Below are 13,434 nucleotides of genomic sequence, written 5' to 3' on the forward strand. Positions count from 1 at the left end.
CTTTAGACGCGTTTTTTTCACGCGAACCGGCGTCCATTTCGCTCGAAAACGCTACGTTACACCGGCACCCGCACGACGGCGCGCAGGCCGCCCATCGGGCTGTCGCCGAGCGTGATGTCGCCGCCATGCGAGCGGGCGATGTCGCGGGCGATGGCAAGGCCGAGGCCGGTGCCGCCTTCGTCCTGGTTGCGGGCGTTGTCGAGCCGCAGGAACGGCTTGAACACTTCTTCGCGCAAGTGAGCGGGAATGCCCGGGCCGTCGTCGTCGACCGTGACGGTCAAATAACGGTGATCGCGCTGGCCGGTGATCGCGATGTTCCTGCCGTAGCGCGCCGCGTTGGTAATGAGGTTGGCGAGACAGCGCTTGAACGAGGCCGGCTTCACCGTCACCACGGGCAGGCCGTGGAACGCGACGGTCGCGTTGTGGCCGTGGCGTTCGGCATCGCTGCGCAGCTCTTCGAGGGCCTGGGCCATGTCGGTCGGCTGCGACTGCTCGCCGGAATCGCCGCGGGCGAAGGCGAGGTAATCCTCCAGCATCATCGACATCTCGTCGACATCCTTGCGCATGCCCTCGAGCTCCGGACTGTCGCCGATCAGCGCCAGCTCGAGCTTGAAGCGGGTCAGGATGGTGCGCAGATCGTGGCTGACGCCGGCGAGCATCGCGGTGCGCTGCTCCATCGTGCGCTCGATGCGCGACTTCATTTCGAGGAAGGCGACAGCCGCCCGCCGCACCTCGCGCGCGCCCCTCGGGCGGAAGTTCGGTGCCTCGCGGCCCTTGCCGAAGCTCTCGGCGGCATCGGCAAGGCGCAGGATCGGCTTGATCTGGTTGCGCAGGAACAGCACCGCGACGATCAAGAGGATGGAGGACGTCCCGACCATCCAGAACAGGAAGATCTCCGAGTTCGAGGCATAGGCGGCGCTGCGCTGCGCGAACACGCGCATCACGGCGTCGTCGAGCTGGATGCGGATCTCGACGAGGTTGGAGCGGCCGACCGTGTCGATCCAGAACGAGCGCCCGATCTGGCGGCCGAGCTGCACCGACAGCGTCTGGTCGAGCAGCGAGAAGAACGGTTTTGGTCCCGGCGGCGGCATGTCGCCGGCGGGCAGGAAATCGACCACGAGGCCGAGGCGCTGCTGGGCGATGCGGCGGATCTGGTCACGGTCCTTGTCCTGCGGATAGCCCTTGTAGACGTCGATCAGCGCGGCGATGTCCTGCACCACCGCAGCCGACAACCTGCGCGTCACCGTGTTCCAGTGCCGTTCCATGAACACGAAGGCGACGACCGATTGCAGCACCACCATCGGCACGATCATGATGAGGAGCGCGCGGGCGTAGAGGCCGGTCGGCATCCAGCCCTTGAACGCGTTGCCCATCCAGCCATTCGCCTTCGAGACGCGTTGCGAGGCGTTGCGGATCAGGGTCAGGCCGGAGTCGAGCGTGCTCATGGCAGCATCTTATGGCGAAGCCACCAGCCGGTAGCCGATGCCGCGCACCGCCTGCAGAAATAGCGGATTGGCGGGGTCGGTCTCGATCTTGCGCCTGAGGCGGTTGATCTGCACGTCGACGGCGCGCTCGTTGACGCTGCCGCCGGAAGTCAGCTCGGCGCGCGGCACGGTCTCGCCGGGCGCGCTGGCGAGGATGCGCAGCATCTCGCGCTCGCGGTCGGTGAGATGGATGATCTCCTCGCCCTGACGCAGTTCGCTGCGCTCGATGTGGAAAATATAGGGGCCGAACGCGATCTGCTCGACGACCGCGACCTGCGGCGGCGCAGTGCGCTTGAGGATATTGCCGATCCGGAGCGCGAGCTCGCGCGGCTCGAACGGCTTTGCCACGTAATCGTCGGCGCCGATCTGCAAGCCCTCGATGCGGGATTCCGGTTCGTGGCGCGCCGTCAGCATCACGATCGGCACCGAGGAGGAGGTCCGGATGAAGCGGGCGAGATCGAAGCCGGTCTCGCCGGGCATCATGACGTCGAGGATCAGGAGGTCGAAATGCAGGCCCAGCAGTTTCGAGCGTGCATCGCCGGCGCTCGCTGCGGTGGTGACGCGGTAGCCCTCACTGGCGAGAAAGCGCGAGAGCAGATCGCGGATGCGGCGGTCGTCGTCGACCAGCAGCAGATGCGGGGCGTCGTCGGCCGGCTCGACCGGCGCGCGCATCATGGTTGCAGCCTGCACCGGTTCACTCCCTCGTTTTTCTGCCGCCGCCGAAGATCGCTTCGAGCACCTTGTCGGGATCGTCGCGGTCGATCATCGCGCGGAGGAATTGGCGAACCGTCTCGACGCCGGCCGGATCGATGCCGGCGACCGCCCGGTTGATGCGGTCGGTCTGCAGCCCCGCGAGCTTGGCCACCAGCGCCTCGCCCTTCGGCGTCGCGTAGAGAAGGCGCTGGCGGCGATCATTGTCGCCGGTCTTCTGCACGATGTAGCCCTCGTCCAGCAGCTGCTTGAGCACGCGGCCGAGCGATTGCTTGGTGATGCGCAGGACGTCGAGGAGGTCGGCTACCTTGAGGCCGGGATAGCGGTAGACGAAATGCAGGACGCGGTGGTGGGCCCGGCCGAAGCCGAACGCCTCCAGCTCTTGGTCGGGATCGCCGACGAAGTCGCGGTAGGCGAAGAACAGCAGCTCGATGATATCCCAGCGCAGGTCGCGCCCCGCCGCCGGAGCGTGGTCGTCTCCCTGCGAATCGGGGTTGGCAGCCATGCCTGAGAAATTTATGTCAGGCATATTGACGTATCTTGGGTTCAATGTTACAAAACTGCCTGTCACGACGAAACATTAGGTCGTTTTGTCCTCGACAGCGTTTAAGGCGGCCTGAACGAGCCTGTGGGGCGGTTTGGGCCGCAAATTGGACTACCGTGCGATTGTCGAGCGGCATTTCGGCAAAACATACTGGACTTCCGCCTTCCGCAAAAGCATGTCTAAACGGCATGTTGGCGATGGAAGCCGGCGGCGCGGCCGGCGGTGGTGAAGTTCGGGCCAGCCGAGCCGGAAGGCTCCGGGGGAAACAGGCCGGCGCCGGGTATCGCGCCGGTTCCGACAGCGGAAAGCAAGAAAAATGACTTTGAAGTTTGACATCCAGCCTTCGCCGAATGCGACGTCCGACAAGGATCGCGCGGCGAAGCTGGTGGACCCCGGCTTCGGACGGGTCTTCACCGATCACATGGCGATCGTCCGCTACAGCCAGGCCAAGGGCGGCTGGTACGAGGCGCGGATCGAGGCGCGCGCCAACTTCCAGCTCGATCCGGCCGGCGCGGTCCTGCACTACGCCCAGGAAATCTTCGAGGGGCTCAAGGCCTACAAGCGCGACGACGGCGGGGTGAACCTGTTCCGCCCCGACGCCAATGCGCGGCGCTTCAGGGACTCGGCCGACCGCATGGCAATGGCCCCGTTGCCCGAGGATTTGTTCATCGAGGCGGTCGAGCAGGTCGTGCGCATCGACCGGGCCTGGATTCCGGGCGGCGAGGGCAGCCTTTACGTGCGCCCCTTCATGATCGCGAGCGAGAACTTCCTCGGCGTCAAGCCGTCGTCCGATTACATTTTTGCGGTGATCGCTTCGCCGGTCGGCTCCTACTTCAAGGGCGGGCCTGCGCCGGTCTCGATCTGGGTGTCCGAGAATTATACCCGCGCCGCGGTCGGCGGCACCGGCGCCGTCAAATGCGGCGGCAACTATGCCGCGAGCCTGCGCGCCCAGGCCGAAGCGATCCAGCACGGCTGCGATCAGGTCGTCTTCCTCGACTCGGTCGAGCGCCGCTACATCGAGGAGCTCGGCGGCATGAACGTGTTCTTCGTGTTCGACGACGGCTCGCTCTCGACGCCGCCCCTCGGCACCATTCTGCCGGGCATCACCCGCGACTCCATCATCACGCTCGCGAAGGATGCCGGCAAGACCGTGCGCGAGGAGCCCTATACGATCCAGCAATGGCGCGCTGACGCCGCCAGCGGCAAGCTGAAAGAGGCCTTCGCCTGCGGCACCGCCGCTGTGATCTCCCCGATCGGCAAGGTGCGCTCGGTGAGCGGCGACTTCGAGATCTCGGGCGGCGGCGCCGGCCCTGTCGCCATGGGCCTGCGCAAGCAGCTCGTCGACATCCAGTACGGCCGCACCAACGATCCACATAACTGGATTAGGAACGTCGAGTGACGGACGCAACGTGATTCCGGGTTCGCGTCGTCGACGCGCCCCGGAATGACAGCCGGAAGCCGATGGCGGCGGTTGCCGCCTTGCGCGTCCACTGGTAAACGCCGCGCATGGCCGAGAAACCCAAAAAACCCCAGAAACTGAAGGCGCGCCTGCCGCGCGGGCTCGAGGATCGTGATCCCGCTGCGATCCGGGCGACGCGCGAGATGGTCGAGAAGATCCGCGCCGTCTACGAGCTCTACGGTTTCGAGCCGGTGGAGACGCCGGCGATGGAATACACCGACGCGCTCGGCAAGTTCCTGCCCGACCAGGACCGCCCGAACGAGGGCGTGTTCTCGTTCCAGGACGACGACGAGCAGTGGATCAGCCTGCGCTACGACCTGACCGCGCCGCTCGCGCGCTACGTCGCGGAAAACTTCGACGCGCTGCCGAAGCCGTATCGGTCCTACCGCGTCGGCTATGTCTTCCGCAACGAGAAGCCCGGCCCCGGCCGCTTCCGCCAGTTCATGCAGTTCGATGCCGACACGGTCGGCTCGGCGACGCCGGCCGCGGACGCCGAGATCTGCATGATGGCGGCCGACACGATGGAGGCGCTCGGCATTGCGCGCGGCCAGTACGTCGTGAAGGTCAACAACCGCAAGGTGCTCGACGGTGTCCTGGAAGCCATCGGGCTCGCCGGTGACGAGAACGCAGGCCGCAGGCTGACCGTGCTGCGCGCGATCGACAAGCTCGACAAGTTCTCCGCCGACGAAGTGCGCAAGCTGCTCGGTCCCGGACGATGGGACGGCGGTGAAGAAGGCAAGGGCGACTTCACCAAGGGCGCCAACCTGAGCCCCGCGGATGCCGATATCGTCCTGGCCGTCACGCGGCAGCGCGACGATTGGCGAGAGGCGATTGCTGCGGCGGAGACCTATCTGGCGAAGAGCGAAGTTGGTCAGGCCGGCGTCAGCGAGCTTGAAGAGATCGCCAGGCTGGTGACGGCGTCGGGTTATGGCGCGGATCGCATCAAGATCGATCCCTCCGTCGTGCGCGGGCTCGAATACTACACCGGCCCCGTCTACGAGGTGGAGCTCCTGCTCGACACCAAGGACGAGAAGGGCCGCCCGGTGCGGTTCGGCTCGGTCGGCGGCGGCGGGCGCTACGACGGATTGGTCTCGCGCTTCCGCGGCGAGCCGGTGCCGGCGACCGGTTTCTCGATCGGCGTGTCCAGGCTCCAGGCCGCGCTGACGCTGCTCGGCAAGCTCGACACGCGGCCCGAATTCGGTCCCGTCGTCGTCACCGTGTTCGACCGCGACCGTGTCGCCGACTACCAGAAGATGGTGGCTGCCTTGCGCACCGCCGGCATCCGCGCCGAACTCTATCTCGGCAATCCCAAGAACATGGGCAACCAGCTCAAATACGCTGATCGCCGCAATTCACCTTGCGTGATCATCCAGGGATCGGATGAAAAGGCGCGCGGCGAGGTGCAGGTCAAGGACCTGATCGAGGGCGCGAAGGCCGCCGCCGCGATCGCCTCCAACCAGGAATGGCGCGAGACCCGGCCGGCGCAGTTCTCCTGCAGCGAGGCCGATCTCGTCGCCAAGGTCCGCGAGGTCCTGGCGCGGCATGACGTGGCGTGGGGATAGCCATTCGCTTGTGACGTCATGCCCGGGCTTGTCCCGGGCATCCACCTCCTGTTTGATGCGCACCTTCATGAAGGACCGGGGCGTGCCCGGTCATCGCGACAGCAGCAGGGAGACAACGATGCCTGAGATCACCATCAGCATGGCCGAAGGCCGCACCGACGAGCAGAAGGCCGGCATGATGCGCGACATCACCCAGGCGCTGGTGAAGAATCTCGGCGTCGATGCCGATGCCGTCGTCATCCAGATCAACGAAGCCCCGCTCCGCCACAAGATGAAGGGTGGCAAGACGTTTGTTGAGCGCGCGGCGGCGGCGAAGAAGTGACGCGCGAAAGCGCGTCATCCCGGGGCGCGCATTAGCGCGAACCCGGGATCTCGATGAGCAATCTCCAGATTCCGGGTTCACGCGTCGCGTGCCCCGGAATGACGAGCAAGCACCATGGACGCACGCGATTTCATCACGATCGGCATGAGCGCCGAGCGCACGCTGGTGGTCCCGGCGGAGCGCACGGTCGGGCATTTCGTGCCCGGCATGCCGTTTGTCTATGCGACCCCGATGATGATCCTCGAGATGGAGATGGCGGCGGGCGATGCGATCCGCGCTGCGCTTCAGCCGGGCTGGGTCACGGTAGGGACCGAGGTCGACATCCGCCATCTGGCCGCGGCGCTGGTCGGCGCGACGGTGCGGACCACGGCGAAGGTGGTTGCGGTCGAGCGCCGCGTCATCCGCTTCGAGGTCGAGGCCTTCGAGGACACGCGCAAGCTCGGCGAGGGCCGCCATGCCCGCGGTCTCGTCAATGTCGAGACGTTCAACAAGCGGCTGGCCGGGACGTCGGGTTCGGCGCAGTAGGCGGCCTGTGTTGTTGGTCCGGCGAACTCGTCATGCGCGGGCCTGACCCGCGCATCCATCAAGGAAGAAAGCGTCCTTGTTCGATGGATTGCCGGGTCAAGCCCGGCAATGAGTGTGCATGCGCTATTTCGCCAATTCCCTTGAGCGCCTTGTCGCAGCGGCGATCGCGCGGGTCATCAGCGGCTGCATGCCGTCATTCGCCATCAGCACGCCGAGCGCCGCGGCCGTGGTGCCGCCGGGCGAGGTGACGTTCTGGCGCAGCGTGGCCGAGGGAAGCTCCGACCGGTGCAGCAGTTCGCCGGAGCCGGCGACGGTCTCCCGCGCCAGCGTGGTCGCGAGCTGCTCGGGCAGGCCGGCCGCAACACCGGCGCGCGCGAGCTCCTCGGCGAGCAGGAACACATAGGCCGGCCCCGAGCCCGACACCGCGGTGACCGCGTCCATCAGGCCCTCGTCCTCGACCCATTCGACGAGCCCGGTCGCTTTCAGCAGCGCATCGGTCATCGCGCGCTGCGCGGCGGTGACGCGCTTCGACGGCACCGCGACCGTGATGCCGCGGCCGATCGCAGCCGGCGTGTTCGGCATCGCGCGCACCACGGCGCCGCCGACAACCTCTTCCAGCGCTGACATGGTCGTGCCGGCCATGATCGAGACGACGAGCGTCGAGGGACCGACGAAGGATTTCAGCGCGGCGCCGGCATCGCGGAACGATTGCGGCTTCACCGCGACGACTAGCGTGTCGACCGTGCCGAGATCCTTGGCTTGCGGATTGAGTCGCACGCCCTTTGCGGCAAGCGCGGAGATTTCCGGCGAGAGATGCGGATCGATCACCGCGACGCGCTCGGGGGCAAGGCCCTGCGCGAGCCAGCCGGTCAGCATGGCGCCGCCCATCTTGCCCGCGCCCGCGAGCGCGATGGTGCCGGAAGTATTCGTCAATGCGCTGCTGGATGTGCTCACAGGTGGCTCCGCAAACTCTGTGTCGTCCCTGCGAAAGCAGGGACCCATAACCACAAGCGGTTCTAGTGAAGCGAGAAGCGAGCCACAAGCAGTTTGCTCAACCACTGGGGCCGCGGAGTATGGGTCCCTGCTTTCGCAGGGACGACGCTGAGGGCGGGGATGGACCGAAACGAAACCCTTACGCCTCGCCGACCGTGTCGAACATTGCCGCGTCCATGGCTTGCGCGGTGGTCTTGCCCGCCCACACCACGAACTGGAACGCCGGGAAGTAGCGCTCGCAGGCGTGGATGGCGCCGGCGAGCATGGCTTCGCACTGCGCGGTCGAGGCGATGAGGCCGCCCGGCAGCACCAGGGCCTGGCGATGCATCACCATGCCGGTGTTGGTCCACAGGTCGAAATGGCCGACCCACAGCTGCTCGTTCACCGCTGCGACGAGCCGCTGCACCTCGCTCCGCCGCGGCAATGGAATCTTCATGTCGAAGGCGCAGGCCAGATGCAGCGCCTCGATCTCGCCCATCCAGGTGAAGGAGAGCTGGTAGTCGGTCCATTGTCCCTTGGAGACAATCGTGAGTTCGTCTTCGCCGGAGCGTTCGAACGGCCAGTTGTTGTCGGTGGCGATATCTTCGACCACCGCAAGCGGGTTGTTCCGGGAATCGATAATGCTTTCGACGAGGGACATGCCGTCTCGGACCTTGTTCTTATGATCGCTTGATACGCACACGGAAGCCGGCACTTGCGACATACTGCGTCGTGGCCGAGTGCAGTTCCTTGACCGGGCTTCCGGATGCCCCTGGACCTGACGCCGATGAAGTGATGTGATTTGCGGAATCCGCGCAACCGCACGCCGAGTCCGTCCACAGCCAAAGCGCGCATCGTCCACAGCTGATCTCCGCCACATCTGTGATTTTGAGAACAAATCGGAATCTAAGCGTTCGCGTAACGCTTTGTTAACCATTTGCCGGCGCTTCGCCGCGCCTGTGAATCAGCCTCCGGGCGCTCACATCAAGCTCGCAGAGCCGCAACGCGCTCATGGGGACATGCCGTTTCCCCATGCCAAAGGCCTTGCCCGGCTGTCGCGCTTTGGTCATATTTCGCCTCAGGTACGTCCATTCCGGGCGTGCCGATGTTCTCAGGGCGGGGTGAAAGTCCCCACCGGCGGTAAGGGCGATGAGCCCAAGCCCGCGAGCGCCTTCCTTCGCGAAGCCGGGGGAAGGGTCAGCAGATTCGGTGCAACTCCGAAGCCGACGGTTAAAGTCCGGATGAAAGAGAACGGTTGCGGCGGCCAACGCGATTTTCGCGTGGGCTCGTGTTGTTGTCCGTGTGCCCTGATTCTGGTCCTTAACTGAGGAAAGCCATGAATCAGATGTTGCAAGACCAAGACGTTCAAGCTTCTCAAATCCAAACCTCCCAAGCAGAAAGCGCTCCCGATACGCCGGCCGTTCCGCCGACGCCGGAGCATCCGCACTTCGCAAAGCCGCAGCGCGTTGCCTTTGTGCAGTCGTCCTGGCACCGCGAGGTGGTGGAAGAGTGCCGCATCTCCTTCCTGAAGGAGGCCGAGGCGCGTCACCTCACCCATGTCGACGTGTTCGAGGTGCCGGGCTCGTTCGAGATCCCGCTGCACGCGCAGGTCCTCGCCAAGACGCGGCGCTACACCGCGATCGTTGCGGCTGGCCTCGTCGTCGACGGCGGCATCTACCGGCACGAATTCGTCGCCGACACCGTGATCAAGGCGCTGATGGATGTGCAGCTCCGCACCGAGGTGCCCGTGTTCTCGGCCGTGTTGACGCCGCAGCAATTCCACGAGACCGAGGTGCACTACGACTTCTTCCGCAAGCATTTTGCCATCAAGGGGACCGAGGTTGCGGAAGCCTGCGCCAACACGCTGCTCAGCCTCGAGCGTCTGCGCGGCCAGGTCGCGGCGGGAATCCCGGGCTAGCATCGGCGGAAAAGCGATTCCGGCATGCGTGCCGGGATCGCTCTCGCCTGCGGCGCGTTCGGTTATGCTTGCGGCATAAAACCAAAACGCGCGGGAGGCACCCCATGACCGAACAACATTCCTCCGACTGGCTCGGCCTGTCAGGCCGCGTTGCCGTCGTCACCGGCGGAGGCGGCGGTATCGGCCGCGCCACCGCGGTCAGTTTCGCGCGGTCCGGCGCCAGGGTCGCCGCACTCGATCGCGACGAGCGCTCCCTTGCGGAGACCAAGGCAGAGCTTCGCGAATTCGGCGACGGTCATCTCGTCGCGACCTGCGATACGACCAGCGAGGACAATGTCGCGGCAGCCGCCGATGCCGTCGCGCGCAGGCTCGGCGCTTGCGACATCCTCGTCAACACAGCGGCGGTGCTGCGCCCGGGCGGGCTCGACACGCTGCCGCTCGCGGAATGGAATGCGGTGCTGGCGGTCAATCTCACCGGCTATTTCATCTGCGCCCAGGCGTTCGGCCGCCAGATGCGCAAGGCTGGACGCGGCAGCCTTATCCACGTCGCCTCGATCGCCGCCAGCAATGCGCAGGGGCAGAGCGGCGCCTACAGCGTCAGCAAGGCTGGCGTCGTGATGCTCTCGCAGCAACTCGCAGCCGAATGGGGACCGCATGGCATCCGCAGCAATGTGGTGAGCCCCGGCCTTGTCGTGACGCCGATGAGCCAGGCTTTCTACGACACGCCTGGGGTCACCGAGCGGCGCACCGCCGTGGTGCCGATGCGCCGGATCGGCGCATCGCAGGACATGGCGAACGCGACTCTGTTCCTGGCCAGCGATCGCTCGTCATACGTCAATGGTGAGGAGATCATCGTCGATGGCGGCTATGCGCGGACGCTGATGAGCCACGTGCCACGGCCGGGGTTTTAGCGGGGTGGCTGCAGCATATTCGGTGTCGTCCCGGCCTTGAGCCGGGACCCATAACCACCAATGCGAATTGATTGACAACGCCGGAGCCACAGCCTTCGCAATAACAAGGCCTGTGGGTATGGGTCCCTGCTTTCGCAGGGACGCCAGCAAATATCGATTTAGTCGAACAGGCTCGACACCGACTCTTCCGCGGCGGTGCGTGCGATCGCGTCCGAGATCAGGCTGGCGATCGGCAGCGTGCGGATGTTCGGCGCCTTGCTCACCGCCTCGGTTGGCAGGATCGAGTCGGTAATCACGAGCTCCTTCAGCCTCGACGAGGCGATGCGGGCGGCCGCGCCGCCGGAGAGCACGCCATGGGTGATGTAGGCGTAGACGTCTTTGGCGCCCTTGGCGATCAGCGCGTCGGCCGCGTTCACCAGCGTGCCGCCGGAGTCGACGATGTCGTCGACCAGGATGCAGCTGTAGCCGGAGACGTCGCCGATCACGTTCATGACCTCGGACTCGCCGGGACGCTCGCGGCGCTTGTCGACGATCGCGAGCGGGGTGTTGATGCGCTTGGCGAGGCCGCGGGCGCGGGCCACGCCGCCGACGTCGGGCGAGACCACCATCACCTTGCCGAGGTCGAAACGTTCGCGGATGTCGCGCACCATCAGGGGGGCAGCGAACAGATTGTCGGTCGGGATGTCGAAGAAGCCCTGGATCTGGCCGGCATGCAGGTCGAGCGTCATGACGCGGTCGACGCCGGCATGGGTGATCAGATTGGCGACGAGCTTGGCCGAGATCGGCGTGCGCGAGCCGGAGCGGCGGTCCTGCCTGGCATAGCCGAAATAGGGGATCACTGCGGTGATGCGGCGCGCCGAGGAGCGGCGCAGCGCGTCGGTGATGATCAGCAGCTCCATCAGATTGTCGTTCGCCGGAAACGAGGTCGACTGAATGATGAAGGCATCCGAACCGCGGATGTTCTCCTGGACCTCGACGAAGATCTCCATGTCGGCGAAGCGCCGCACCACCGCCTTGGTCAATTCGATGCCAAGTCCCTTGGCGATGTCCTGCGCCAGCGCCGGATTGGAGTTGCCGGCGACGAGCTTGATGGAGCCGTTCTTGCCCGACATGGACGCTTCCTCCCGCGCTTTGCTGGATACGACGTTCAACATCACAAGTCCTTACAGAACCGGCGGGTTTTCGGTGCGCGAGGGAATATCAGGCAGGCGCATCCGATGGCAACCCATTAGCCGGCTTTGGCCGCCGTTTTCCTGGGCAAAAAACGCATTTCCCCGGGCGATAACGGGGTTTAGTCGGCGGAATAGCCGAGCGCCACGGTCTCGGGCGCGACGGGGGCCGGGGCACTTGCCACCGTGGGCCCGCGGAGGTCCGGTGCCGGGGCGGTCGCGGGGCTGTCCGCCGCGCCGCCATTGATCATGCCGGACAGGCCGCTGAGGCCGGCCTGGGCGATCTTGCGCAGCACCAGGTCGTCGGCGGCGGCCCAGGCGTCGCGGCCGGCCTTGCCGGCGGGCTCCTCGCCGGAGAGGCGCAGCGCCCGCTGCTGGTTGGCGTCGTAGACGTCCCAGACCCAGGCGATCACCGTCTTGCCGCGCACCACCTGGGCGGAGAGGTAGCTGCGCACGCGGTAGGCGGCCGTGCCCTCGCGGGAGACCACGGACAGGCTGCGCAGCTTGGATTCGCTGTCGAGCACCCCGACCATGCGGTCGAACACCTGCGGCGGCGGTCCGTCGATGGATTCGAACGCCACCGTGGCGCCGCTGCTTGCCGGCGTGGCCATGGCATAGGAGTTTGCCACGTTGCCGCCGGCCGCGCAGCCGCCAAGCGCGCACGCGATCGCAAGCCACGAGCATGCGATCGCGGCACGCACGGCTGTCCCAGTTTGAAACTGGCGGTTCGACGCTTCCCTCATTGCGTCCTGCGATATCGTTAAAACGGCTTAACGTCTAGGGCAGGACGGCCACAGCACTTAACCGATCCGGGCGGCGCGCCGCGAGGTTTCGGATTTCCCTGCTCAGTCAGAGAGATGGTGCCGCATGGCTGCAGTGATCCAGGCCCATTCGCGGTTCGGGCTCGCGTCCGGCGATTGCCCGCGCATGATGGCGACGAGCTCCCAATAGCGCGCCGCACGGGCGTCGTGCAGGGCATATTTGCCGCGGATCCAGTTACGGAATTCCAGATCAGGTTTTCGCTTCAGCAATCGCGCCGATGTTTCCAGCCAGTCGCGCGCCAGCGCCTGGCCGGCCTCCGACGTCGGGCCGAGGTCGCGCGCGATGATCTCCCTGGCTCTCGCCAGCACGGTTTGGTTGGCCGCCTGCCAGGCGGCGAGATCCAGCACGTGGTGATTCCAGACGTCCTCCGCGTTGGCGCGGATGTTGGCGACGAGGGAAGGGTTGTTGAGCATCTCCGAAAGCTCGATCCAGGCATCGCACTGCTCCGGCGTCGGCTCGTCCGGCAATTCGGGCACGCTGGTCTCGATCATCTGCCGGATCCATTTCCGGTCGATGTTGATGCCGTCGGACACCTTCTCGAAAAAGCGTTCGACGACGTTGCGGCGCTCGGCGCGGGACAGCTGCGTCATGGTCAGGAATCTCCTCAAATCTGCTTCGGTGAGTTGCGGTGAACGCAACGCAGCCCGCAGGGCCGAGGCGACGCGGCGCTGTGCCGCGATCTCCGCTTCCAGCGTCTCGAGGCGAAGCTGCAGCGCCTCGACCAGCGAGAGTTGCTTGGTCAGGACCTCGCGGATGGCGTCGAGACCGAGGCCCGCATCGCGCAGGCAGCGGATCAGGTCGAGGCGAACCAGTTCGTCGTCGGTGAAGACGCGATAGCCGCTCGCGGTGCGGCCGGCCGGCGGCAGCAACCCCTGGTCCGAATAGAAGCGGAGCTTGCGGACGGAAATTCCGCTGAGCCGCGCCGCCTCGCCGATGCTGTAGGTGCGTTGTGTCATGCGCCGCTTGTCCGGTCTCCAGCAGGTGGAGAGTCAAGACGCTTGTCGCACAAGAATCGCCCGATTTTATTCTGACGCG

General features: G+C 65.9%; 14 protein-coding genes and 1 riboswitch. Of the genes, 6 read left to right on the forward strand and 8 right to left on the reverse strand.

Annotated elements, in window-relative coordinates:
- Positions 1 to 56 precede the first annotated feature (56 nt).
- From RX327_RS07365 to RX327_RS07375, 3 genes are read right to left on the reverse strand one after another with little or no spacing between them, the layout of a single operon-like run.
- Positions 57 to 1,445 (reverse strand): ATP-binding protein, encoded by a 1,389-nt coding sequence (locus RX327_RS07365; RefSeq protein WP_317249901.1) that lies wholly within the window; start codon positions 1,443 to 1,445, stop codon positions 57 to 59.
- A gap of 9 nt (positions 1,446 to 1,454) precedes the next feature.
- A complete protein-coding gene (locus RX327_RS07370; protein WP_317251216.1) occupies positions 1,455 to 2,159 on the reverse strand; it encodes a response regulator transcription factor in 705 nt (234 codons plus the stop codon).
- Between the two features lie 19 nt (positions 2,160 to 2,178).
- Positions 2,179 to 2,724 (reverse strand): MarR family winged helix-turn-helix transcriptional regulator, encoded by a 546-nt coding sequence (locus tag RX327_RS07375; protein WP_410712145.1) that lies wholly within the window; start codon positions 2,722 to 2,724, stop codon positions 2,179 to 2,181.
- A gap of 331 nt (positions 2,725 to 3,055) precedes the next feature.
- On the opposite strand from RX327_RS07375, the gene RX327_RS07380 reads away from it, so the two are divergent.
- The 4 genes from RX327_RS07380 to RX327_RS07395 all read left to right on the forward strand — a co-directional run bounded on the left by RX327_RS07380 (position 3,056) and on the right by RX327_RS07395 (position 6,607).
- A complete protein-coding gene (locus tag RX327_RS07380) occupies positions 3,056 to 4,138 on the forward strand; it encodes a branched-chain amino acid aminotransferase (RefSeq protein WP_317249902.1) in 1,083 nt (360 codons plus the stop codon).
- A gap of 107 nt (positions 4,139 to 4,245) precedes the next feature.
- On the forward strand, positions 4,246 to 5,760 hold the full coding sequence (gene hisS, locus RX327_RS07385) for a histidine--tRNA ligase (RefSeq protein ID WP_317249903.1): 1,515 nt from the start codon (positions 4,246 to 4,248) through the stop codon (positions 5,758 to 5,760).
- A 118-nt stretch (positions 5,761 to 5,878) separates the two neighbouring features.
- The gene (locus tag RX327_RS07390) at positions 5,879 to 6,082 is read left to right on the forward strand and encodes a tautomerase family protein (RefSeq protein ID WP_025033847.1); all 204 of its coding nucleotides are present in this window, start codon (positions 5,879 to 5,881) and stop codon (positions 6,080 to 6,082) included.
- Between the two features lie 114 nt (positions 6,083 to 6,196).
- On the forward strand, positions 6,197 to 6,607 hold the full coding sequence (locus tag RX327_RS07395; protein ID WP_317249904.1) for a thioesterase family protein: 411 nt from the start codon (positions 6,197 to 6,199) through the stop codon (positions 6,605 to 6,607).
- A 123-nt stretch (positions 6,608 to 6,730) separates the two neighbouring features.
- Here RX327_RS07395 and proC read toward each other — a convergent pair whose 3' ends face one another.
- Together proC and RX327_RS07405 are read right to left on the reverse strand one after the other, a co-directional pair.
- Positions 6,731 to 7,609 carry a pyrroline-5-carboxylate reductase gene (proC, locus tag RX327_RS07400; protein WP_317249905.1) on the reverse strand — a complete coding sequence of 293 codons (879 nt, stop codon included), beginning with the start codon at positions 7,607 to 7,609 and terminating at the stop codon, positions 6,731 to 6,733.
- Between the two features lie 130 nt (positions 7,610 to 7,739).
- Entirely contained in the window at positions 7,740 to 8,240 is a 501-nt protein-coding gene (locus tag RX327_RS07405) for a YbjN domain-containing protein (RefSeq protein ID WP_317249906.1), read from the reverse strand.
- Between the two features lie 442 nt (positions 8,241 to 8,682).
- Positions 8,683 to 8,836: riboswitch (FMN riboswitch) on the forward strand.
- A 79-nt stretch (positions 8,837 to 8,915) separates the two neighbouring features.
- On the opposite strand from RX327_RS07405, the gene RX327_RS07410 reads away from it, so the two are divergent.
- A complete protein-coding gene (locus tag RX327_RS07410) occupies positions 8,916 to 9,497 on the forward strand; it encodes a 6,7-dimethyl-8-ribityllumazine synthase (protein WP_317249907.1) in 582 nt (193 codons plus the stop codon).
- A gap of 104 nt (positions 9,498 to 9,601) precedes the next feature.
- Positions 9,602 to 10,408: an SDR family NAD(P)-dependent oxidoreductase gene (locus tag RX327_RS07415; RefSeq protein WP_050384189.1), complete on the forward strand. Its 807-nt coding sequence runs from the start codon at positions 9,602 to 9,604 to the stop codon at positions 10,406 to 10,408.
- Between the two features lie 158 nt (positions 10,409 to 10,566).
- Here RX327_RS07415 and RX327_RS07420 read toward each other — a convergent pair whose 3' ends face one another.
- The 3 genes from RX327_RS07420 to RX327_RS07430 form a co-directional block, all read right to left on the reverse strand.
- Complete coding sequence (locus tag RX327_RS07420) at positions 10,567 to 11,520, reverse strand: ribose-phosphate pyrophosphokinase (protein ID WP_317249908.1); 954 nt, start codon at positions 11,518 to 11,520, stop codon at positions 10,567 to 10,569.
- Positions 11,521 to 11,699: 179 nt separating this feature from the next.
- Positions 11,700 to 12,320, reverse strand: coding sequence for a hypothetical protein (locus RX327_RS07425; protein ID WP_317249909.1), 621 nt, complete (start codon positions 12,318 to 12,320; stop codon positions 11,700 to 11,702).
- Positions 12,321 to 12,422: 102 nt separating this feature from the next.
- Entirely contained in the window at positions 12,423 to 13,355 is a 933-nt protein-coding gene (locus RX327_RS07430) for a MerR family transcriptional regulator (protein WP_317249910.1), read from the reverse strand.
- Positions 13,356 to 13,434 lie beyond the last annotated feature (79 nt).

The sequence above is a fragment of the Bradyrhizobium sp. BEA-2-5 genome, assembly GCF_032918025.1.
Lineage (GTDB): Bacteria > Pseudomonadota > Alphaproteobacteria > Rhizobiales > Xanthobacteraceae > Bradyrhizobium > Bradyrhizobium pachyrhizi.